The sequence below is a fragment of the Vibrio scophthalmi genome (genome assembly GCF_040869025.1).
Classification (GTDB): domain Bacteria; phylum Pseudomonadota; class Gammaproteobacteria; order Enterobacterales; family Vibrionaceae; genus Vibrio; species Vibrio scophthalmi.
This window is the reverse complement of sequence record NZ_CP134271.1, coordinates 2774415-2796661: the sequence shown is the minus strand read 5'-3', so window position 1 is coordinate 2796661 and position 22247 is coordinate 2774415. Positions and strand designations below refer to the sequence as shown.

The window sequence follows — 22247 nt, the reverse complement described above, 5'->3', positions numbered from 1 at the left end:
ATTTGCTTTCTTTGCTGTGAGCTTAGTTAAACTTTAGTACTAAAAAAGATTTTGTTGCAATCAATTTGGTTACTGCTCGCACGACCCTGATTACGAACGGCAAGTCACCGTGTTCAAGCAATAAAAAAGCAGCCCGTAGGCTGCTTTCTCGTTTTATTTTTTCGCAGGGCGGCTTGGGCGGCTCACTTGCGTTTTGGCACGAGCACCTTGCTCACCAGCCGCTTTTTTCGGCTTACGGCGACTTGGGTTGTTGCTGCGGCCTTTTGGCGCGCTTACACGCTCTTCGTGACGCTTAACTGCGCGACGAATCTTTTGGCTGCGTGAACGCTCACGACTACGTGATGTTGAATCCTTGCTTTCGTCTAGCATGGTTTCACGTTCTGGTTTCAATTCAACCAGTTCACGTAAGTAGTTAACGTCTTTCAGTTGCAGTTCCATCCAACCACCACGAGGCAGTTTCTTATCTAAGTAGATGTCACCGTAACGAACACGTTTCAAGCGGCTTACTGTTGTCTCTTGTGATTCCCACAAACGACGAACTTCGCGGTTACGACCTTCGTTAATCGCAACGTAGAAGGTGTGGTTCATACCTTCACCACCTGCGTACACGATGTCTTCAAAACGAGCCATGCCGTCTTCAAGTTGTACGCCGCGTACTAGGTTTTTCACTTTCTGTTCGTTTACTTCACCAAATACACGTACTAGGTATTCACGTTCTACTTGGCGGCTTGGGTGCATTAGGCGGTTAGCCAACTCACCATCGGTAGTAAACAGTAGTAGGCCAGATGTGTTCGCATCTAGACGACCAACAGAAATCCAACGAGACCCACGGATTTTAGGTAGACGGTCAAATACGGTACGACGACCTTCTGGATCGTGACGAGTACACAATTCACCTTCAGGCTTGTAGTAAGCCAATACACGACAGACCACTTCTTCATCTGCTTTAACAGACACAGTGTGTCCATCAATACGAACGATCGCGGTTTCATCTTCTAGGCGCTCACCTAGTTTTGCCACCATGCCGTTCACACTCACGCGTCCTGCTTTAATCAACGTCTCTAATTCACGTCGAGAGCCATGACCCGCTCGAGCCAATACTTTCTGAAGTTTTTCGTTCATCTAACTACCTATGTGTCGTCTTCGCAGACGTCGAATGAAATATGCGACCTAAATTCGCGGTCGCATAATATATCAAATATTAGCGGTGAAGACAGCTAATTTTGTGATCTCAGCACACCGATTGTTGGTTATTCAAATGGGGCAGGATCGCCCGCACCTAAACGCACCAACTCGGCTTCACCTTCACTAAAGTCAATCACAGTGGTTGGTTGTTCACCAAGATAACCACCATTTAAAATCACATCCACTGCATGTTCTAGCTTATCGCGGATATCTTCTGGATCCGATTCGGTCACTTCGTTGCCCGGCAAAATCAACGATGTTGACATCATCGGTTCGCCTAGAGCTTCTAATAAGTCTAGCGCAATACGGTTATCGGGCACGCGAATCCCAATCGTTTTACGCTTAGCATTCATTAAACGACGCGGCACTTCCTTGGTCCCTTTAAAGATAAAGGTGTAAGGCCCCGGCGTATTGTTTTTTAGCAAACGAAACGCGGCGTTATCAACACGCGCGTACAATGAAATCTCAGATAAATCACGACACAATAAAGTAAAATTATGTTTATCGTTAAGACGACGAATCTGACAAATACGCTCTAGCGCTTGCTTGTTTTCTAGCTGGCAGCCAAGTGCGTAACCGGAATCTGTTGGGTAAACAACGACTCCACCGTTACGAATGATTGCTACCGCTTGAGTGATCAAGCGAGCCTGCGGGTTTTCAGGATGCACGTAAAAAAACTGGCTCATGGTAATTCCTCATTAATCGAGCTTTATTCGCTCTCAGGAGTATCGGAATGTGAAGGCTCGATACCCCAATCTTTCCAAACTGGTTCAACGCCGGATGGCAACCAGAGGTTACGTCCCAGTTCCATCCATGGTGACGGATAGTGAAAGTCGCTGCCTTGGGACGCTAATAGGTTGTATTGTATCGCATAATCCGCCAAGTTGCGTCTTTCTTGTTGTGCTTGTTGTGGCTGAGCAACTTCCATTGCATCACCGTTCGCTTCAACAAACGCTGCCAGTAGACGCTTTATCCACTTCGCCGTCAAACCATAACGCGCTGGGTGAGCAAGTACCGCCTTACCACCAGCGGCATGAATCGCCGCCACCGCTTCCGACATTGAGCACCAGTTTGGTGGCACATAACCGGGGTTATTACGCGTTAAATATTTTTTAAACACTTGCTGCATCGTCTTAGCATAGCCATTGGCGACCAGCCATGCTGCAAAATGTGCACGGGTTAAAGGCGCACCATCGGCAATCGCTCTCACTTCTTCGAGCACGCCCTCTCGGGTGGCTTTTTCCAGACGAGCAGCCATGAGTTCTGCACGAACTTCACGGCGCTGCTTTTGCTCGGTGATCAAGCTTTGTAGCGCTGGATGTTCTGGATCTAAATTCAGCCCAACGATATGAATGTCTTTATTTTCCCATACCGTCGAAATCTCAATGCCATTGATAATGTGCAAATCAATATTGTTATCAGCAACATATTGCTTGGCTGGCGCAAGTCCATTCACGGTATCGTGATCGGTAATCGCCAGTACTTTTACATCAAAACCTACCGCGCGATCGACTAAGTCTTGGGGGCTAAATCTGCCATCTGAAGCCGTGGTATGGCTGTGTAGGTCTATTTTCATATCTATTTCTTTGTACCAATTATTTTGTTCATTCTCGGCTGCATATCTTCACCCACCACACTTAAATTCATGGTTAAAAACACGTTCTATGAGTCAATGACGTCTGTGGTGACTGGGCTTGTTAACCGTTATTCGGCGCAACTCAATAAAAAGATATTGATTAGTGTAGGTCGAAAGGTTGACACCAAGTTAAAATACTAGTTAACTAGTACGCAATTACAGGCGAGAATGTGAAGACAGGCTATGTTACAAGAATTTAACCAAAAGCAGAAAACAAAAGTGACTTTGCACTCACCTAAGCGTGAGCAAGCAGAGTTATCTTGGTGGCGCACTTGGAATAGTTCTTGGTGGGCTAGCGTGTATTTCTAAACTATCGACAGATTGAAAAAGAAGTCACTCGTAAAGCCCGCTAAGTTAGCGGGCTTTTTGTTTTGTTGTGCAGCTCACACCCAACTGTTTAAAGAATAAACAAATAACTGCCATCGCAGTTTGGGAGAACGTTTGCTTTGTGCGAGACTGTACGACAGGAAGGATACCGATAATAAAAAGGAGGTCTTGTGAACAAGGCCATTAAAATTAACGCACTGGCTAGTGTCGATGTGATCCATACTCAAGTACCGTATGCTCAAGACCCAACACGTCTTTTCCATACTTTATGCGAAAACAAGACAGACAGCTTGTTACTTGAGTCTGCTGAAATCGATTCGAAGCAGAATCTAAAAAGCCTACTGATCGTGGACTCTGCGGTACGCATTGTTTGTTACGGCCATCAAGTCACTATGACGGCACTCACCGACAACGGCCAAGCACTCCTTCGTCATCTCGTCAAAAATATCGCGCCGAGTATTGAGTTTGAGCTACTCGATAACTGCTTAACCCTGACTTATTCTGAACCCAATAATCAACTAGACGAAGATTCTCGCTTACGTGAAGCCTCATCATTTGATGCACTGCGCTTGATCCAACATAGCTTTTATCTCGCTAATCACGATAAATATGCGTTGTTTTTGGGTGGTTTATTTGCCTATGACTTAGTGGCAAACTTTGAACCACTTGGCGATGCCCAAGCCACCAATCAATGCCCTGATTACGTTTTCTACGTGGCTGAAACACTCTTAATTGTCGATCACCAAGAACAAACCTGCTTATTACAAGCCACTCGTTTTGATTCGTCTAGCAGCTCGGCAACCATCGAAAAGCGCTTAGTGGAAATTGCGTACGCATGTGGCGATCCGAAAACGCTACCTATGGCAACGCAACTTGACGAGGTCACGGTAACCCCGAGCGTGTCCGATCAAGATTTTTGCCAAACAGTGCGAGACTTAAAACAGTTCGTCATTAAAGGTGACGTTTTCCAAGTAGTGCCGTCACGCCGTTTTACTCTGCCATGCCCTTCTCCATTATCCGCCTATAAAGAGCTTAAAGTAAGTAACCCGAGCCCTTACATGTTCTACATGCAAGATGAGCTATTTACTCTGTTTGGTGCTTCTCCAGAAAGCGCGTTGAAGTATGAAACTGACACCAACCAAGTTGAGATTTACCCGATTGCCGGTACTCGACGTCGTGGTAAGCGTGCTAACGGTGAAATTGATTTCGATCTCGATAGCCGTATTGAACTAGAGCTACGTACTGACGGCAAAGAAAATGCGGAGCATATGATGCTGGTTGACTTGGCTCGTAATGATGTTGCTCGTATTGCCGAAGCGGGTACCCGCCATGTCGCCGATCTTCTCAAGGTCGATCGCTACAGCCATGTGATGCACCTTGTCTCGCGTGTTGTTGGACAATTACGCAATGATCTAGACGCGTTACATGCTTATCAAGCGTGTATGAATATGGGCACGTTAACGGGTGCGCCAAAGATTCGGGCAATGCAACTGATTCGCGATGTTGAGCAAGCAAGACGTGGCAGTTACGGTGGCGCTGTCGGCTACTTAACAGGTGAAGGCACGTTAGATACTTGTATCGTGATTCGTTCAGCGTATGTCGAAAACGGCATTGCTCAAGTGCAAGCTGGCGCAGGTGTGGTGTTTGACTCTGAACCACAAGCGGAAGCCGATGAGACTCGAGGTAAAGCGCAAGCGGTTATCTCAGCGATTCAAGCCGCCCATCAGCGTCATCCTCAAAACCATTCTCACAACGGGTAAGGGAGCAAGATTATCATGGCAAACATCGTCTTTATCGATAACTTCGATTCATTTACCTACAACTTGGTTGATCAATTTCGTACGCTTGGTCACCACGTGATCATCTATCGCAACCACATTGCTGCCGCCACGATTGAACAGGCTATCGAACAATTAGACAACCCGGTCGTACTACTATCACCGGGCCCTGGTGAACCCTCACAAGCAGGCTGCATGCCCGAGCTAATCTTACGCCTCAAAGGCAAAGTGCCGATGATTGGCATTTGTCTTGGTCATCAAGCGATTGTTGAAGCTTATGGCGGCAAAGTCTCTGGCGCAGGTGATATTGTGCATGGCAAGGTATCAATGATGGCGCATCAAAATCACGCCATTTATGCCAACCTGCCGTCACCACTTGCCATCGCGCGCTACCACTCGTTGGTCGCTAGCCATGTTTCTGCAGAGCTAACGGTGACCGCAGAGGTGGATGATTTAGTGATGTCAGTGGTTCAAGAACAAGACAAGGTGTGCGGCTTTCAATTTCACCCAGAGTCCATTATGACCACCTACGGGGCGACATTACTCGCCAATGCCATTGAATGGGCGTTAGAGCGAAGCAAAGGATAAGGAATATAATCATGGAACAGATTATTAATAAGCTTTACGAGCAACAAGCATTAACCGAACAAGAAAGCCAAGCGCTTTTCGACATCATCATTCGTGGTGAACTCGATCCCGTGCTGATGGCCTCCGCGCTAACCGCGTTAAAAATCAAAGGCGAAACGCCAGCCGAAATTGCCGGCGCCGCCAAAGCCTTACTCGCGAATGCGAACGCCTTCCCTCGCCCTGATTATGATTTTGCTGATATCGTTGGTACCGGTGGCGATGGGCACGATACCATCAATATCTCGACCACCGCCGCCTTTGTTGCTGCCGCTTGTGGCTTAAAAATCGCCAAACATGGTAACCGCAGCGTATCGAGTAAATCTGGCTCTTCAGACTTGCTTGATTCATTCGGCATTAATCTCGCCATGAGCGCACAAGACACGCGAGACGCCGTCGATGAACTTGGCGTCGCCTTTCTGTTTGCGCCGCAATATCACGGTGGTGTTCGCCATGCGATGCCGGTGCGTCAAACTATGAAAACCCGCACCATTTTCAATATTCTCGGTCCTCTGATTAACCCTGCACGACCTAATATCGAATTAATGGGCGTATACAGCGAAGAGCTCGTACGTCCTATTGCTGAAACAATGTTAAAAATGGGCATGAAGCGCGCCGCAGTCGTGCATGGCAGCGGTTTAGATGAAGTGGCGATTCATGGCGAAACCACTGTTGCTGAAATCAAAGAGGGTCAGATCCACGAATACACCTTAACGCCGGAAGATTTTGGTGTTACTCGCTTTCCACTAGAGGCGATCAAAGGCGGCGATCCGCAAGAAAATAAAGCCATCATCACCAATATTTTGACTGGCAAAGGCACTGAAGCACAGCTGGGTGCGGTTGCGGTAAACGTGGCTCTGCTCATGCGCTTGTTCGGCCATGAAGATTTAAAAGCCAATACACAACAAGCCATCGAGGCCATGAATTCAGGTAAAGCGTATCAGTTAGTTGAACAACTGGCAGCGCGTGGATAATTAAGGGATCACCATGACACAAGTATCCGACAATTTATCGCAGCATGTCTCACGTAAAGAGGCACAGATGGCGGAAGTACTGGCGAAAATAGTACGTGATAAATTCGAATGGGTTGCAGCGCGTAAAGCCACGCAACCGCTGGCAGAATTTCAATCGTCACTGACGCCCTCTGAGCGAAACTTCTACCAAGCGCTCAGTGGCAACAAAACCGCTTTTATCTTGGAATGCAAAAAAGCATCACCATCAAAAGGGTTGATTCGCGACGACTTTGATCTCGATTACATCGCCTCAGTGTATAACAACCATGCTGATGCTATCTCTGTACTGACCGATGAAAAGTACTTTCAAGGCAGCTTTGATTTTCTTCCACAAGTCAGCCGTCAGGTTCGCCAGCCGGTATTGTGTAAAGACTTCATGATTGACCCTTATCAAGTTTATTTGGCACGCCACTACCAAGCTGATGCCATTCTGCTGATGTTGTCAGTGCTTGACGACGAAGACTATCAACAGCTTGCTGAGGTTGCCCACTCACTTAACATGGGCGTGTTGACTGAGGTCAGTAACGATGAAGAACTGCATCGCGCGGTAAATCTTGGCGCGAAAGTGATTGGCATCAACAACCGTAATTTGCGCGATCTCAGCACCGATTTGAATCGTACCAAGCAGCTTGCTCCGACCCTGCGTGAACTGGCGCCGGACGCAACGATTATTTCTGAATCCGGCATTTACACCCACCAGCAAGTGCGTGATTTAAGTACCTATGCCGATGGCTTTTTGATTGGCAGCTCTTTGATGGCGGAAAGTAATATCGAACTGGCCGTGCGCAAGGTAACACTGGGGCAGAATAAAGTATGCGGACTGACCCATTGTGATGAAGCCGCCAAAGCCTATCAATCCGGTGCGGTGTATGGCGGTTTGATTTTCGTTGAGGCCTCTAAACGCTATGTGACACCAGAACACGCTCGCTTGGTGATGAGTGGCGCACCACTTAACTATGTTGGTGTGTTTCAGAACCACCCCGCCGAAATCGTCGCTGAAATTGCAGACCAGCTACACCTAACTGCTATCCAGTTACACGGTAACGAGTCGCAAGAGTACGTGGATGCCTTACGCATTCAATTGCCCGCAGAGATCGAAATCTGGAAAGCCTATGGCGTGAGTGATCAAACCGCCATTCGCCTGAGTCGCCATGTCGACCGTCACCTTCTCGATACCAAGGTTGGCAACCAAAGTGGTGGCACAGGGCAAGTATTTGATTGGTCGCTGATTGGCAACACTGAACAAGTGATGTTGGCCGGTGGTATTAGCGCCGATAACGCACAACAAGCAAGTCAACTTGGCTGCTTAGGATTAGACCTTAACTCAGGTGTGGAAAGCGCACCGGGTAAGAAAGATTTAGTGAAGTTGCAACAAGCGTTTGCTGCAATTCGACAATATTAAGGAAGAGAGCAATGGCAAAGTTAGATGCCTATTTTGGCGAGTACGGCGGTCAATACGTTCCGCAAATATTAGTGCCTGCGCTTGAGCAGTTAGAGCAAGCGTTTATTGATGCACAAGAAGACCCTGAATTTCGCAGTGAGTTCATGACCCTATTACAAGAGTACGCAGGTCGCCCAACGGCGCTTACTTTGACACGTAACCTCACTAAGGGCACCAAAACTAAGTTATACCTTAAACGTGAAGATTTGTTGCATGGTGGCGCGCACAAAACCAACCAAGTACTCGGTCAAGCTTTGCTGGCAAAACGCATGGGCAAAAACGAAATCATTGCAGAAACTGGCGCAGGTCAACATGGTGTTGCAACCGCACTAGCGTGTGCACTATTAGGCTTAAAATGCCGTGTTTATATGGGGGCAAAAGATGTTGAGCGTCAAAGCCCGAACGTTTTCCGCATGAAGCTGATGGGCGCGGAAGTGATCCCTGTTCATTCAGGCTCAGCAACATTAAAAGATGCCTGTAACGAAGCTTTGCGTGATTGGTCTGGCAGCTACGAAACCGCCCACTACCTTTTAGGTACGGCAGCAGGCCCTCACCCATTCCCAACCATCGTACGTGAATTCCAACGTATGATTGGCGAAGAAACCAAGAATCAAATTTTGGCGCGCGAAGGCCGCTTGCCTGATGCGGTGATCGCCTGTGTCGGTGGCGGTTCCAATGCCATTGGTATGTTTGCTGATTTTATTGAGGAAGAGAGCGTACGCCTGATCGGGGTTGAGCCTGCTGGTAAAGGGATTGACACCGACCAACATGGTGCACCGTTGAAGCATGGCAAAACGGGTATCTTCTTTGGTATGAAAGCACCATTAATGCAAGATCCTAATGGCCAAGTAGAAGAGTCTTACTCCGTCTCTGCTGGCCTTGATTTCCCATCCGTTGGTCCACAACACGCACACCTTAACGCAATTGGTCGCGCGGAATACGACAACATTACCGATGACGAAGCATTAGACGCGTTCCAAGAGCTGGCTCGTAGCGAAGGAATTATTCCTGCGCTTGAGTCCTCTCATGCACTTGCACACGCTCTGCATATGGCACGCAACAACCCTGAAAAAGAACAGCTACTGGTGGTCAACCTATCCGGTCGTGGTGACAAAGACATCTTTACCGTCCACGCCATTCTTGAAGAAAAAGGAGTGTTTTAATGGACCGTTATCAACTGATGTTTGAACGCCTAGACGAAGTCAAACAAGGCGCGTTTGTGCCATTTGTCACCATCTGCGATCCTAACCCTGAGCAGTCACTAGAGATCATGCGAACGCTGGTTAAGTCTGGTGCTGATGCACTCGAATTAGGCATGCCCTTCTCCGATCCTCTTGCGGATGGACCAACCATTCAAGGGGCCAATATTCGTGCATTAGATTCTGGTGCGACACCGGATATTTGCTTCGAGTTGATCAGTAAAATTCGTCAAGAGTATCCTGAACTGCCAATTGGTTTGCTGATGTATGCCAACCTTGTCTTCTCGCGCGGCATTGAAGACTTTTATCAACGCTGTGCCAAGGCTGGTGTTGATTCGGTACTGATTGCTGATGTCCCAACCAATGAGAGCGCTGAGTTTGTTGCGGCGGCAGAAAAATTTGGTATCCACCCAATCTTTATCGCGCCACCAACCGCCAGTGACGAAACATTACAGGCCGTTGCACAGCTAGGCGGTGGTTATACTTATCTACTCTCGCGCGCAGGCGTGACGGGCGCGGAAACCAAAGCGAATATGCCCGTCGGCGATCTACTGGCTCGCCTTAATCAATTTGATGCGCCTCCTGCGCTACTTGGCTTTGGTATCTCAGAACCAGCACAAGTTAAAGAAGCGATTGATGCGGGTGCCGCAGGGGCAATCTCTGGCTCTGCGGTGGTGAAAATCATTGAGTCAAATATTGACCAGCCAGCACTCATGCTGCAGTCACTTGGTCAATTCATCACAACGATGAAAGCAGCCACGCAAAAGTAGCTTTTTCAGCCTAAATGTGGGGTTATTGTTTTAATAGCCCCTACTTCCTTGCTGCGCCTATCGACACCTTGTGTGTTTGCGATCTCTCTTTACCCTCACAGCAACAACGTAACCATTCAGCCCAATTATCAATCAAGCTCATCACTTACAGCAATGCAACTAACTGGCATTAAATTATCAACAAACCGTCATATTCAACCCACTCGCTGTCACTCTTAACGCATCAGCCGCACAAGCAAACGTTTGCTCTTGAACAAAAATCACACTTCAACCGCAAAAAGTGACTTTTGTCGGCCGTTTTTAACGTGTTGCTTATTGCCAATTGTGAAAATTACGTGTACAAATTCACTCGAATTATTATCCATTCGTTGCAATATGCGCAGTGGTTAATACTAGGATTTTCAAATTTAATAGCACAGAGGTTATGGAAGTGTTAAAAGAAAAGAGTTTGCTAAGCAACATTGGTATTCAAGTTGTCATCGCAATGATCGTTGGTACTGCCGTTGGTGCCATGATGGGTCAAAGCGCGGTGATGTTCGCCCCACTTGGTGCTATTTTTATCAATCTAATCAAAATGTTGGTGATTCCATTAGTTGCCGTTGCACTGATTTCAGGTGCAGCAGGCCTAGGAAATAGCCAATCTGCAGGTAAAGTCGGCACCGTTACGCTCGGGTTTTTCGCGCTAACATCTGCGCTGGCTGTTGCACTTGCTCTCGTCATGGGTGCGGTCTTCCAACCAGGTATTGGTATCGACTTATCGGGTGTCGAAGGCATGTTCTCTGCTGAGTATGCTTCTAAAGGTGAACTACCTACTTTCTGGGCAACCATCACTGGTATGATCCCAACCAACGTTTTCCAATCACTGAACGAAGCAAACATCCTCCAAATTTTGGTTTTCTGCCTATTCTTTGGCATTGCACTGTCAAAGCAATCAGAAGAACGCCGCACGCCAATTATTAACGGCGTAAACTGCATCGTTGATTCTATGGTATGGATGATCAACAAAGTGATGATCATCGCCCCTATCGGTGTGTTTGGCTTGATGGCTGAAGCTGTAGGTACCTTTGGTTTTGGTGCACTGATGGTGGTATTCAAGCTATTCCTTGTTTACACCGCAGCAATCCTGATCTTCGGCTTTGTGGTTTACCCAGCGATGATCCACGTCTTCACTAAGACGTCAGCGAAGCAGTTTATTAGTGCGATGAAAAAGCCTCAAGCTGTGGCACTCTCAACCGCTTCATCAATGGCGACACTGCCTGTAACCATGGATACGGTTGAGCACGAGCTGAAAGTACGTAACTCTACAGCTTCTTTCGTATTGCCATTAGGCGCAACCATCAACATGTCAGGTAATGCAATCTACTATGGCCTAGTCGCTATCTTCTTTGCTCAGCTGTTCAATATTGATCTTGGAATGGGTGCTTACATCGCGATCATCGTAACATCAACCCTTGGTGCTGTAGGTCAAGCTGGTGTACCAGGTCCATCATTCCTCGTGGTTGCCGTTCTTCTTGCCGCTGGTATTCCAATTGAAGGTTTACCACTGTTGTTCGCACTTGACCGTATTTTCGACATGATTCGTACTGCACTGAACATCACTGGCGATGCAGCTTGTGCTGTTATCGTTGATGCGCTGATTGAAGATGAAGTAGCAGAACAAGTTGAGCTTGAGAAACAGCAAGCTTAATTAAAACGTTTAATTCTAAAATAGCCAAAGCCACTCAATTGAGTGGCTTTTTGTTACCGCTTACAGACCATTCTACTTATAAACTATCACCACGACAGTGCTGCCCAAATAGTCATGTAAGGTGCGCTTTTTCTCTGTCATTACCAAGGTAAAGAACGAAATCACAAACCACACACAAGACGCGATCATGACGTAAGACGACCAGCTTGGCACCCGACTCTGCACGATTTCATCACGTACATACCATTCTAAATGGGCATATTGGTCAGCAGGGATAGATTGAAAACCGATAATTTCCCAGTAACTGAAGATCATTGCGAAAACGAGATAAAAGCTGCCACGTAATAGCGCGGAACGGAAATTGATTTCTCGCTCATAGTATTCATCCACAACGCGTAAGCTTAATAAGCGCTTACCAACGGTTGCCCCATAACGCCAATGCATGATGATGTAATAGCTTGAAAACAGTAATGCGGCAGGAAGAGAGAGCCATATGCCCATCTCTTTCGAGAAGCCTTGCGCGTAAATTAGCAGTGCGGTGAAAGGTAACAAAACTAAACCATCAATTAGCGACGCGGCTGACCGACGCCAAAAACCTCCGTATCTCATAGGCAATCTCCTAAATAAAAGAACACAGCCTAACATTGGTCATAAAACCATCTGCGTACGCGCGCCAATTTTCAGATCGATTTCAAAAATGGCGGATAAAAAAACCCAGCACATTGGCTGGGTTCTTAAAATTAGGTATCGCGTATTACAAGAAGTGGAACGTCGCGTTGATAGAGAAGTTCTTCACGTCGTCTTCTTTCATAGAGAAAACATTGTAGCTCGCGCCTAGAGAAATAGGACCCATAACGAAGTATTCAGCGCCGATGCCGTACATTGTGTCGAATTCGTCTTCTTTGAAGTTAGTACCCTTCAACTCGTATGAGTGTACGCCCGCTTTTGCGTAAACGTGTAAAGGACCAAAATCAATGCTTGGTTTCGCAGCAAAGTAAACTGCTGAGCCGTTAACATCGAGGATAGTCTTGTTACCGTATTGAGTTGTGCCGAAATCACCAAAGTTTTGGTAACCCGCTTCTAGGCCGATGAAGGGTAGAATGCCGGTGCCAACGTGAACATTGTATGAAGTTGCAGACTCATTACCTAAATCCGCTTGGCCTGCGCTCGCGCCACCGTAGATCCATGAATCAGCTGAAGCGGTCGCAGATGCACCTAAAAGTGCTAGAGCGAGTAATGTCTTTTTCATAATTAACCTTCTCTTATAATTTTGTGAGCTCGGCAATGCTCTGCCGGATCTCTGACAGTTCTGCCATTGGGCTAAAATAATGCAAATTACATACCGTTGTGTAAACGGTAAGTAAAATAAGACCCACCAGAGCGAAATTCTCTAGTGGGCTTAATGGTTTACCTTGCTATTTTGTTGGCTAACAAGCGTTGATTGCGTTGATCACTCGCTTGTCAGAAACCGGATACGGCGTACCCAACTGCTGAGCAAACAAGCTAACACGTAGCTCTTCTATCATCCAACGGATTTCTTTAACGTTGTCCGGTACTGCCATGCCTTTCGGGATCTTGTTCAATAGTTCTTTGTAATCACTCACTACTGATTCAATTTTTAGCATATGTAATCGGTCTTTATTTGGATCGATTGGCAGTTTTTCCATGCGACGTTCAATCGCTCTCATGTAGCGTAAAATATCCGGTAGACGCTTCCAGCCACATTCGGTCGCGAAGCCTTTGAAAATCAAACCTTCGATTTGCGCCTTGATGTCTGACAAAGCAAACGCCATGGTAAAATCGATACGTCCTTTCAGTTTCTTATTGATGTTGAACGCAGTAGTTAGAATGGTTTCTACCTGCTGAGCAACATCAACCACCGTGTCACCGAGCTCTGCACGAATATGCTCTTTCATCTTTTCAAACTGAGCCGACTCCCAAACCAAACCGCCCTGCTCTTCGATTAACTTATCGATACCACAAGCAATACAGTCATCAATCAAGTCCATCACTTTACCGTAAGGGTTAAAGTAAAGACCCAATTTAGATTTGTTAGGCAAGTTCGAGTGCAAGTATTTCACCGGCGACGGCACGTTAAGTAGCACAAGACGACGCTGACCTGCGCGCATCGCTGCTACTTGCTCTTGCTCGGTTTCGTAGAGTTTGATCTCAACACTGTCTTTGTTATCAACAATCGCTGGGTACGCTTTTACTTCGTAGCCGCCACGTTTTTGTTGATAGACTTTAGGCAGTTCGCCGAAGCTCCAAGTATGCAGACCTTGTTGCTCAATATCTGAGTCCGCCACTTTAGATAAGGTTTCTTGTACTTTATCTTTGAGGCTTTCTTTTAGCTCATGCAGGTCTTTGTGCTCTTTTAGCTTGCGATTACGATGGTCGACCGCACGGAAAGTCACCTTCAAATGCTCTGGCACTTGTTCTAGTTTCCAATCTTCGCGGTACAACTCAACGCCCGTCATGCGACGCAACTCTTTTTCCAGCGCATCAAGCAGCGGCATTTCCATCGCAGTCACACGAGCAAGGAAAGCGTCAGCGTAATTTGGCGCAGGCACAAAGTTCTTACGCAATGTTTTTGGTAGTGACTTAATTAAGCTCATCACCAATTCATGGCGCAGACCTGGGATCTGCCAGTCAAAGCCTGCCATCTCGATCTGGTTTAAGATCGGTAACGGAATGTGTACCGTCACACCATCGTTATCATCACCCGGTTCAAATTGGTAACTCAGCTTCAACTTGAGGCCATTTTGATACCAGAAGTTCGGGTAATCCAAATCGGTTACGTGGCTCGCATCCCCTCTGAACAGCATCTCTTTTTCAAAATTAAGCAGTTCAGGGTTTTGTTTTGACGCTTTTTTCCACCAAGTATCGAAATGACGACCAGAGACCACTTCGGTGCCAACACGCTGATCGTAGAAATCAAACAGCTCGTCGTCATCGACCAAAATGTCGCGACGACGTGATTTATGCTCAAGCTCTTCAACTTCTTGCAGCAATTTACGGTTTTGCTTGAAGAAGGCGTGTTTGGTTTCCCAATCTCCTTCTACCAATGCGCTACGGATGAAGATTTCACGGCTAATGGTGGCATCAATACGCTCATAATTGACTAAGCGTTTTGGTACGATTGGCACTCCGTACAGCATCACTTTCTCGTGTGCCATGACCGCAGCGCGCTTCTTCGACCAATGTGGTTCGCTGTAGCTGCGCTTAATCAAATGTCCGGCTAACGGCTCGATCCACTCTGGTTGGATCTTAGCAATGATGCGTCCCCAAAGCTTCGAGGTTTCCACCAGCTCTGCCGACATAATCCACTTAGGCTGTTTCTTAAACAAACCAGAAGCTGGGAAAATGTGGAAGCGTGCATTACGCGCACCTTGATAGTCACTCTTCTCTTGGTCTTTGATACCAATATGCGACAGCAAGCCAACCAAAATCGCGCTGTGGACACTTTGGTAATTCGCCGGTTCAGAATTAAGCTTAAACTCCATTTCACGCATTGATTGGTGAATTTGGAAGTAAACATCCTGCCATTCTCTTACGCGTAAGTAGTTGAGATAATCAAGCTTACACTGCTTACGGAATTGGTTGCCTGACAGCTCTTTCTGCTGCTTTTGAATATAATCCCACAGGTTCACAAACGTCAGGAAGTCAGAATCTTCATGGAAAAAGCGGCGATGCTTATCATCGGAAGATTGTTTCTTATCACTTGGACGTTCACGCGGATCTTGAATCGACAGTGCTGCCGCAACGATCATCACTTCTTTTAGCGCACCATACTTTGGCGCTTCAAGCACCATACGCGCTAAACGTGGATCAATCGGTAAACGAGCAAGCTGGCGCCCTGTATTTGTAAGACGTTTTTTAGCCTCTTTAACATCACCATTCAGCGCACCTAGCTCTTCAAGCAGGCGTACACCATCTTGCACGTTACGTTTATCTGGCGCTTCGACAAATGGGAAGGCTTCTATATCGCCGAGGCCCAGAGCGGTCATCTGCAAGATAACTGAGGCTAAGTTAGTGCGAAGGATTTCTGGATCAGTAAATTCAGGACGGGAGTTAAAATCCTCTTCTGAATACAAACGAATACAGATACCTTCTTCAACACGACCACAACGACCTTTACGCTGGTTAGCACTCGCTTGAGAAACCGGTTCAATCGGCAAGCGCTGAACTTTGGTACGATAGCTATAACGACTAATGCGGGCAGTACCCGGATCGATGACGTACTTAATACCCGGAACGGTTAACGAGGTCTCAGCGACGTTGGTCGCCAGTACAATTCGACGACCAGCATGTGGCTGGAAGATACGGTTCTGTTCACTCGCAGACAATCGAGCGTACAGCGGTACGATTTCGGTGCCCTTTAAGTTACGTTTGCTCAGTGCATCTGCGGTGTCGCGAATTTCACGTTCACCGTTCATAAAGATCAAGATGTCGCCTAAGCCTTCATCACACAGTTCATCGACCGCTTCAAAGATGCCTTCTAGCTGATCACGATCGACATCATCGTAACCACTTAATGGGCGGTAACGAGTATCAACCGGATAGGTGCGGCCAGAAACTTCAATGATCGGTGCATTGCTGAAGTGTTTTGAGAAACGCTCAGGGTCAATCGTTGCAGAGGTGATGATGATCTTGAGATCAGGACGACGCGGCAACAACTCTTTGAGGTAGCCTAAGATAAAGTCGATGTTTAAGCTGCGCTCATGCGCTTCATCGATAATGATGGTGTCGTACTGATTAAGGAATCGGTCGTGTTGAATTTCAGCCAGCAAAATACCGTCTGTCATCAACTTGATTTGAGTATTCTCTGAAATTTGATCGTTAAATCGAACTTTATAGCCGACAAACTCACCCAGTTGGGTCTGCATTTCTTCAGCAATACGGTTTGCGACCGAACGTGCCGCTAATCGACGTGGTTGAGTATGACCAATCAGGCCAAATTTTCCACGACCAAGCTCGGCACAGATTTTTGGTAGCTGAGTGGTTTTACCTGAGCCAGTTTCACCAGCAACGATCACCACTTGGTGCTCAGCGATCGCTTTGGCGATGTCATCTTTCTTTTGGCTAACAGGCAGGATTTCAGGATAGTCAATGGTAATTCGCTGCGCGTGTCGCTGCTCGACTTCCATCATTGATTTGGCGATATCCAGTGCAATTTCATCGAACACCGCATTACGCGATGCTTCTTTATTGATTTTGCTTGCACCAGAAATACGCTTACTCAAACGGAAGCGATCTCGAATCATACATTGTTCAAGGGCCTTACGCAGAGACGCGGCATTGTTTGCATGCACTGCGGTCTCGCTAGGCTGAGATTTTTTCGGCTGTGACGAGGTCAAAGCGTGTCCTATTCTTTTTACTTATCAAAACTGCGCGAATTGTATCACAGAATAGCCCTAAGTAACTTGCCGTTGAGGACTGGGCTAATAAACAAATCAATAAGGCGAATCTGTTCTGCTTTCGCTTGAATAAACATAGTCGGAATTAGCCTGCAACACCGACTAAAAATCGAACTGTAAATAAACCGTATTGTAGTTACTGCCCCCCTTAATGCGGCCAAACTGAGAGGCTTTTTCAAAAATGGCACTACGATGATGCAAGGAGTAGCCAAACCAAACATGCTGCCATGAAGGTTGATTGACTAAGTCACCCACATTGATATCGAAGGAAAAATCCAAGTAGTTCAGTAGATGACTCGGCGTATAGCCTTTTCGGTCCATTTCGCTTTGTTCGATATAACTGATGTTATCGATGTAAGAGAGCCCTTCTGCGACACCAAAACGCCAGCGCGTTGGCCACTCGACCGTCACATAGGCTTTAATTGCCGCCACCCATTCAGTACTGGCATTTTGCACATCGGAAGACCAATGATGCACGATTCCGGGCGTGAAATAGAGATCGACTGGGTAGCCAAACAATTCATCGGTTAATGGATGGCCATAAAACAACGAAGTCAATTGGTTGTTGTACGGGTCTTTTTCGCGGTTAAGGGCAAAAATATCGCCAATATTAGACGGCGTCGCCCAGCCATGCGCCACTCTTAAATAACGTGAATTGGTTAACTGTGTTTTTTTAGGCGCACTGCTGTCATTAAAAAAGCCAAACCCAACAAACACTTCTCCCTGATAACGCTCTTCCACCGCTTGGGCATGATAAGCGTTATGATCTAAACGCGTGACGCTAGTCGAACCGAGTAAATACAAATTTGAGGCGACATGATAGCGAGCATCAACGCCGATATTAACATCCACTCCCGCACCTATTTTTTGCGCGGTATACTCACTAAATGCATAGTATTGACTATTAAAATCGGCGTCTTTGTAACGCAATGTCGCACTTGGCTTGAGGTTCCAGTCGCCCCATTGATATTCGGCACTAGCACGAAGGTTAGTATGAAAGCGAAAATCTTCATCGCTCATGACTTCCCAGTCTAGATGCCATTCATCATTCAATGATTGGCGTAGTTGCAAACCAAAATCGGCGCTATCACCTTGGTTAGCGTTTTGAATAGAAGCGGGAATATCCACAAAACGCATCCGCGTTAACGCATTCAACTGCAAGCTATCATCTTGCCATTGAGTCAGGTGAACGCCCCCTTCAAGACCGTCAATAAAGACCCAATCGTTGCTGAAATACATTAAGGGAACAAACGTCCCTACCGTTTGATCGCCACTTTCGGTTGCAAATGGCACACTGGCAATACGATACATTGCCGCCAACCCCCAATCTTGTTCTGCGATCGGTTCTGCTTGTTTCGCCACCACCAGAGAGGTGAAACTGGAGCTGATTATTGCGATAAAAATTGGTAGCCGGTTGTGAATTGTCATTTTTTTAACCAAAAGAAAATTAATTTACCCAGATCAGCGACTTTGCTCTTATGTTTCACTGACATTCGCCGTTAAAATAGAATGATACGATCTCTCGATGCTAAAAATTGTGAAAGTTTCTGAACTCAAGAATGTACTTAATGCCCTTCCAGCCGATTGCGACTTAAATGTCGTCACGGGTGATGAATGGTTACCAGAGCAATTAGTCGCTACTTCAACGGTAGACGATATGCTGTTTTTACAGTTTGACAATGCACCCGAAGATATTCAAGGTGAAGAAGCTCGCGGCTTCGTCGATCATGAAATTGACATGATTCGTCAGCGGTTTGAGCAAATTATTGCTGAAGATTCCGATAACAGCAGTAAAGCGGATGCGCTCTTGGCGCTATTTCTCATCGGCCACGAACAAAGCAGCGGCGAAGTAATTGAAATTTTAGAAAGCGCTGAGTATGAACAACAAGCATTTGAAGAATCAGTCAGCGAATAGCCTGTCAGCGAATAACTAAACGAGACCATATCATCGAATACCCTATGAGCGACACCCAATCTTTGCCGCTTATTCTAGCCGGCCCTATTTTGAGAAAAACCACACCGTCTGAATTAGTGCTGTGGTATGTAACCAGTCAACCGGTTTCCGGTGAATTTCAACTCTATGCTGACGCTGACAACGCGCTCATTTATCAAGCCCCGCTTAACGACTGCCAGTCATTGAAAGTCGGTGAACGCGCCTATGTCGTTTGTGCTCAATTCAAAGGGACGTTTCCGGCGAATGTCGCCTTAAGCTACGACCTGAAGACCTCACAAGGTAGCCTTGCTGAATTAATGCCTGACTTACTCTATGAGGATGAGATTAGGCCCACTTTCCGCATCAGCACCCAAGCCGATTATTTGCTTCATGGCTCGTGCCGTAATCCTCATCACGCGAGTAAAGATGCCTTAGTTCAAGCGGACTTAAAAGTCTCAACCCAAGCGCTTGAAGAACGTCCCGACCTATTGATGATGAGTGGCGATCAGATCTACGCTGATCACGTTGCTGGCCCAATGCTGGATGCGATTCATCAGGTCTGTGATCTGCTCGGTCTCAAACAAGAACGTTTCGTCGATGCTCCAATCCAAACCAGCCAAGCATTGTTTGAACACCCAAATTGCTACTACCAACGCGATCGACTTCTGCCAAACTATCTTGACCACAGCCACTGGCTCAACCGTTGGCTACACGCCAAATACAGCCCAATATTCAGTTCACGTGACTGTGAAAACCATCTGATTAGCTTTGGCGAATTCATCGCGATGTATTTATTGGTTTGGTCGCCGACGCTTTGGTCGCACGTTAATCTTAATCGGTTAGCAGAACAGGATTTTCAACACGCAGGAAACCGATTGGCGGCGGTGGACATCAAACAATGGCACCAAGAAAAAAACCATATTGAACAATTTGTTGCTGGTTTAAGCCACATACGGCGCTTAATTGCCCACATTCCCACTTACATGATTTTCGATGATCACGATGTTACCGATGATTGGAATCTCACCGTTGGTTGGGAAAAAGCGGCCTACGATAATGTGTTTGCCAAACGTATCATCGGGAATGGTTTGATCAGCTACTGGTTATGTCAAGGATGGGGGAATGAACCCGATAGCTTCCCACTTGAATTACTTACCTTAGCGCAACGATTCAGTGCTAGTGAACAAGCACAAGCGCAAGATGATTTAATTCAATACCTGTATAGCTTTGAACAGTGGCACTACACCATTCATAGCTCACCAAAAGTCGTGGTGTTGGATACGCGTACTCGCCGCTGGCGCTCAGAATCACGGATGAACAAACCATCCGGACTAATGGATTGGGAAGCTCTGATCGAATTTCAGCAGCAACTCATGCATCAAGATAAGGTGATCGTGATTTCGGCAGCGCCAATGTTCGGCGTCAAATTCATCGAAGCGTTACAAAAAAGCATGACATTATTGGGCCAACCGCTTTTAATCGATGCCGAAAACTGGATGGCGCACCCCGGCAGTGCCAATACCTTGCTGAGTATTTTTACTCACACTAAGACACCAACTAATTTCGTTATTTTGTCGGGAGATGTGCACTATTCCTTCGCCTACGACATCAAACTAAGATTCAGAAAGTCGAGCCCAAACATCTACCAAATCACCTGTAGCGGGTTTAAAAACCAATTCCCAGAGCCGTTATTAGCGATTTGTGACCGTTTTGACCGAGCGCTTTATTCGCCGCGCTCGCCGTTAAACTTTTTTACCAAGCGTAAACGGTTGAAAGTGTTTAAGCGCGACCCTGATATCAAAGGTTCTCGCCGCTTGGTCAATGCCAGTGCAGTGGGTGAATTAAAGCTCGATAGCCACGGAAAACCCAGTGAAATTGCGATTTTAACCGCAGAAGGTAAAACGGTTCGTTTTCCACCAACCGACCAAGAAAGCTTGTGATCTGAATGGAAAGCCACTATCTATAAAAAGAGAGCGCGATCAAACGAGAGCGATAGAGAAAAACCAAAACGCTGCAAAAGTGCGATAGGCACAAAAGAACTCGAAACGCTCTAAAATCAGTCACAACAGAACCAAGCAAGGCAACGAAGATGCTCAATTCAATCAGTAAACTATTTAAACAACTCTTAGAAGGTCATGACCTTAGTAACCAAAATAAAGCCGACCCAAACTTGGCTATTGCCTGCTTATTGTGCGAAGTGGCGGGCGCTGATCACCAAATAGAGCAAAGTGAAGTAGAAGCAAAGCAACAACTGATTGCCCGTCTGCTAGGGCTCGATGCAACTCAAGCTCAAACCTTACTAAGCCGTGCAGAAGCTAAAGTAAAAGACGCCGCCTCTTTGTACGAGTTCACCACCCAATTGCGAGAGTTAAGCCAAGAGACACGCTATAACTTGATCAAAGCCATGTGGGAAGTGGCCCATGCCGATGGGGAAATCGACCCACAAGAAGACGCGGTGATCCGTAAATCAGCCGAACTGCTCTATGTTGACCATCGTGATTTCATTCGCGCAAAAATTTCGGTGACCGATCAGAAAAAATAGCGTGGTGAATCGGCCTAGCACGACATCAGATAACAAAAAAGCGAGCTTATAAGCTCGCTTTCAACCGGTATGAACATTGATTACAGCATGGTTAGCGCCAGTTTCGCCAAGTTGTAGGCATCAACATAACCGGAATGCTGACGGCCTTCCCACTCAATGCCTTTCGCTTCTTGTGCGGCCTTGTGACCAATACGTTTTTCTTTTAAGCGGTTTTGAATGCGGTAAATAGTGGCGAGGTTCACATACTCTTTAAACGGCATTTCAATGCCTTTGTCTGCGCACTCTTTCGCTAACACCAAATCATCACGTCCCCATGCAGCGTAAATTTTGTTGTTGCCCCCAAAATTCTTGATCATCGATTTGATCACTTCCGCTAATGGTCGCCCTTGTTTTTCCACTTTACGTGGTGTGATGCCCGTTAACTCTGCACAAAATAGGGAAACTTCATCGTGCTCGGGCTTAACGTAATACTGAGCACGCTTGACGATTTCGCCTTTAACCAAATCAATCTCTGCTAAGCCAATCTCGATAATTTCGCCAGTCGTGCCGACGCCATCGATATTCCAGCAGCACATTTCTAGGTCAAAACAAACGATACGATTATGATTCATGACTCGCCCAACAAGAGATAACTAAAGCGCGAAATTCTACCGTAAAGCTCGCGCTAACCCAAGTAACCCATCACAACTCGAGTG

Annotated in this window: 19 protein-coding genes and 1 other annotated feature; of the genes, 11 read left to right on the top strand and 8 right to left on the bottom strand. The window is 46.6% G+C overall.

What is annotated here, in order from left to right:
* Positions 1 to 153: 153 nt before the first annotated feature.
* The 3 genes from rluB to rnm form a co-directional block, all read right to left on the bottom strand.
* Positions 154 to 1122: a 23S rRNA pseudouridine(2605) synthase RluB gene (gene rluB / locus RJD38_RS12780; RefSeq protein ID WP_005596522.1), complete on the bottom strand. Its 969-nt coding sequence runs from the start codon at positions 1120 to 1122 to the stop codon at positions 154 to 156.
* Between the two features lie 128 nt (positions 1123 to 1250).
* Positions 1251 to 1871, bottom strand: coding sequence for an L-threonylcarbamoyladenylate synthase (locus tag RJD38_RS12775; RefSeq protein WP_005596520.1), 621 nt, complete (start codon positions 1869 to 1871; stop codon positions 1251 to 1253).
* Positions 1872 to 1894: 23 nt separating this feature from the next.
* Complete coding sequence (gene rnm / locus RJD38_RS12770) at positions 1895 to 2761, bottom strand: RNase RNM (RefSeq protein ID WP_005596519.1); 867 nt, start codon at positions 2759 to 2761, stop codon at positions 1895 to 1897.
* 243 nt (positions 2762 to 3004) lie between these two features.
* Here rnm and RJD38_RS12765 point away from each other — a divergent pair, with 243 nt between their 5' ends.
* From RJD38_RS12765 to RJD38_RS12730, 8 genes are all read left to right on the top strand, one after another.
* Positions 3005 to 3130: a hypothetical protein gene (locus RJD38_RS12765; RefSeq protein ID WP_005596518.1), complete on the top strand. Its 126-nt coding sequence runs from the start codon at positions 3005 to 3007 to the stop codon at positions 3128 to 3130.
* Positions 3077 to 3192: a sequence feature (Trp leader region), on the top strand. Its footprint overlaps the gene before it by 54 nt.
* Before the next feature lie 126 nt (positions 3193 to 3318).
* Positions 3319 to 4908 (top strand): anthranilate synthase component 1, encoded by a 1590-nt coding sequence (locus RJD38_RS12760; protein ID WP_065545411.1) that lies wholly within the window; start codon positions 3319 to 3321, stop codon positions 4906 to 4908.
* Between the two features lie 15 nt (positions 4909 to 4923).
* Positions 4924 to 5514: an aminodeoxychorismate/anthranilate synthase component II gene (locus RJD38_RS12755; RefSeq protein ID WP_065545412.1), complete on the top strand. Its 591-nt coding sequence runs from the start codon at positions 4924 to 4926 to the stop codon at positions 5512 to 5514.
* Positions 5515 to 5525: 11 nt separating this feature from the next.
* Positions 5526 to 6524 (top strand): anthranilate phosphoribosyltransferase, encoded by a 999-nt coding sequence (gene trpD / locus RJD38_RS12750; protein WP_005596515.1) that lies wholly within the window; start codon positions 5526 to 5528, stop codon positions 6522 to 6524.
* A gap of 13 nt (positions 6525 to 6537) precedes the next feature.
* Positions 6538 to 7965, top strand: a complete 1428-nt coding sequence (gene trpCF / locus RJD38_RS12745; protein WP_065545413.1) for a bifunctional indole-3-glycerol-phosphate synthase TrpC/phosphoribosylanthranilate isomerase TrpF — start codon at positions 6538 to 6540, stop codon at positions 7963 to 7965.
* A gap of 11 nt (positions 7966 to 7976) precedes the next feature.
* Positions 7977 to 9167: a tryptophan synthase subunit beta gene (gene trpB, locus RJD38_RS12740; RefSeq protein WP_065545414.1), complete on the top strand. Its 1191-nt coding sequence runs from the start codon at positions 7977 to 7979 to the stop codon at positions 9165 to 9167.
* Positions 9167 to 9973, top strand: coding sequence for a tryptophan synthase subunit alpha (trpA, locus tag RJD38_RS12735; protein WP_065545415.1), 807 nt, complete (start codon positions 9167 to 9169; stop codon positions 9971 to 9973). Before trpB ends, trpA begins: the two co-directional genes overlap by 1 nt.
* Before the next feature lie 424 nt (positions 9974 to 10397).
* Positions 10398 to 11660 carry a dicarboxylate/amino acid:cation symporter gene (locus tag RJD38_RS12730; protein WP_009386974.1) on the top strand — a complete coding sequence of 421 codons (1263 nt, stop codon included), beginning with the start codon at positions 10398 to 10400 and terminating at the stop codon, positions 11658 to 11660.
* A 72-nt stretch (positions 11661 to 11732) separates the two neighbouring features.
* Here RJD38_RS12730 and RJD38_RS12725 read toward each other — a convergent pair whose 3' ends face one another.
* The 4 genes from RJD38_RS12725 to RJD38_RS12710 all read right to left on the bottom strand — a co-directional run bounded on the left by RJD38_RS12725 (position 11733) and on the right by RJD38_RS12710 (position 18505).
* Positions 11733 to 12269 (bottom strand): RDD family protein, encoded by a 537-nt coding sequence (locus RJD38_RS12725; protein ID WP_367971349.1) that lies wholly within the window; start codon positions 12267 to 12269, stop codon positions 11733 to 11735.
* A 145-nt stretch (positions 12270 to 12414) separates the two neighbouring features.
* The gene (locus tag RJD38_RS12720; protein ID WP_065545417.1) at positions 12415 to 12909 is read right to left on the bottom strand and encodes an outer membrane beta-barrel protein; all 495 of its coding nucleotides are present in this window, start codon (positions 12907 to 12909) and stop codon (positions 12415 to 12417) included.
* Positions 12910 to 13087: 178 nt separating this feature from the next.
* Entirely contained in the window at positions 13088 to 17017 is a 3930-nt protein-coding gene (gene hrpA / locus RJD38_RS12715) for an ATP-dependent RNA helicase HrpA (RefSeq protein WP_065545418.1), read from the bottom strand.
* 162 nt (positions 17018 to 17179) lie between these two features.
* Positions 17180 to 18505 carry a MipA/OmpV family protein gene (locus RJD38_RS12710; protein WP_065545419.1) on the bottom strand — a complete coding sequence of 442 codons (1326 nt, stop codon included), beginning with the start codon at positions 18503 to 18505 and terminating at the stop codon, positions 17180 to 17182.
* A gap of 97 nt (positions 18506 to 18602) precedes the next feature.
* On the opposite strand from RJD38_RS12710, the gene RJD38_RS12705 reads away from it, so the two are divergent.
* The 3 genes from RJD38_RS12705 (at position 18603) to RJD38_RS12695 (ending at position 21552) form a co-directional block, all read left to right on the top strand.
* The gene (locus tag RJD38_RS12705) at positions 18603 to 18992 is read left to right on the top strand and encodes a hypothetical protein (protein ID WP_009386979.1); all 390 of its coding nucleotides are present in this window, start codon (positions 18603 to 18605) and stop codon (positions 18990 to 18992) included.
* A 44-nt stretch (positions 18993 to 19036) separates the two neighbouring features.
* Positions 19037 to 20950 carry a hypothetical protein gene (locus RJD38_RS12700; protein ID WP_065545420.1) on the top strand — a complete coding sequence of 638 codons (1914 nt, stop codon included), beginning with the start codon at positions 19037 to 19039 and terminating at the stop codon, positions 20948 to 20950.
* Between the two features lie 149 nt (positions 20951 to 21099).
* Positions 21100 to 21552: a TerB family tellurite resistance protein gene (locus tag RJD38_RS12695; RefSeq protein ID WP_005594787.1), complete on the top strand. Its 453-nt coding sequence runs from the start codon at positions 21100 to 21102 to the stop codon at positions 21550 to 21552.
* An 80-nt stretch (positions 21553 to 21632) separates the two neighbouring features.
* Here the strand turns inward: RJD38_RS12695 and RJD38_RS12690 are convergent, their stop codons facing one another.
* Positions 21633 to 22163, bottom strand: coding sequence for a 3'-5' exonuclease (locus RJD38_RS12690; protein ID WP_005594785.1), 531 nt, complete (start codon positions 22161 to 22163; stop codon positions 21633 to 21635).
* Positions 22164 to 22247 lie beyond the last annotated feature (84 nt).

Excerpts from the sequence above, each read along its gene's own strand:
- rluB (WP_005596522.1), bottom strand. The coding sequence starts at position 1,122 with ATGAACGAAAAACTTCAGAAAGTATTGGCTCGAGCGGGTCATGGCTCT.
- RJD38_RS12765 (WP_005596518.1), top strand. The coding sequence starts at position 3,005 with ATGTTACAAGAATTTAACCAAAAGCAGAAAACAAAAGTGACTTTGCAC.
- rnm (WP_005596519.1), bottom strand. The coding sequence starts at position 2,761 with ATGAAAATAGACCTACACAGCCATACCACGGCTTCAGATGGCAGATTT.
- RJD38_RS12755 (WP_065545412.1), top strand. The coding sequence starts at position 4,924 with ATGGCAAACATCGTCTTTATCGATAACTTCGATTCATTTACCTACAAC.
- RJD38_RS12775 (WP_005596520.1), bottom strand. The coding sequence starts at position 1,871 with ATGAGCCAGTTTTTTTACGTGCATCCTGAAAACCCGCAGGCTCGCTTG.
- RJD38_RS12700 (WP_065545420.1), top strand. The coding sequence starts at position 19,037 with ATGAGCGACACCCAATCTTTGCCGCTTATTCTAGCCGGCCCTATTTTG.
- trpD (WP_005596515.1), top strand. The coding sequence starts at position 5,526 with ATGGAACAGATTATTAATAAGCTTTACGAGCAACAAGCATTAACCGAA.
- RJD38_RS12720 (WP_065545417.1), bottom strand. The coding sequence starts at position 12,909 with ATGAAAAAGACATTACTCGCTCTAGCACTTTTAGGTGCATCTGCGACC.
- RJD38_RS12690 (WP_005594785.1), bottom strand. The coding sequence starts at position 22,163 with ATGAATCATAATCGTATCGTTTGTTTTGACCTAGAAATGTGCTGCTGG.
- RJD38_RS12695 (WP_005594787.1), top strand. The coding sequence starts at position 21,100 with ATGCTCAATTCAATCAGTAAACTATTTAAACAACTCTTAGAAGGTCAT.
- trpB (WP_065545414.1), top strand. The coding sequence starts at position 7,977 with ATGGCAAAGTTAGATGCCTATTTTGGCGAGTACGGCGGTCAATACGTT.
- trpA (WP_065545415.1), top strand. The coding sequence starts at position 9,167 with ATGGACCGTTATCAACTGATGTTTGAACGCCTAGACGAAGTCAAACAA.
- RJD38_RS12710 (WP_065545419.1), bottom strand. The coding sequence starts at position 18,505 with ATGACAATTCACAACCGGCTACCAATTTTTATCGCAATAATCAGCTCC.
- RJD38_RS12725 (WP_367971349.1), bottom strand. The coding sequence starts at position 12,269 with ATGAGATACGGAGGTTTTTGGCGTCGGTCAGCCGCGTCGCTAATTGAT.
- RJD38_RS12730 (WP_009386974.1), top strand. The coding sequence starts at position 10,398 with ATGGAAGTGTTAAAAGAAAAGAGTTTGCTAAGCAACATTGGTATTCAA.
- RJD38_RS12705 (WP_009386979.1), top strand. The coding sequence starts at position 18,603 with ATGCTAAAAATTGTGAAAGTTTCTGAACTCAAGAATGTACTTAATGCC.
- trpCF (WP_065545413.1), top strand. The coding sequence starts at position 6,538 with ATGACACAAGTATCCGACAATTTATCGCAGCATGTCTCACGTAAAGAG.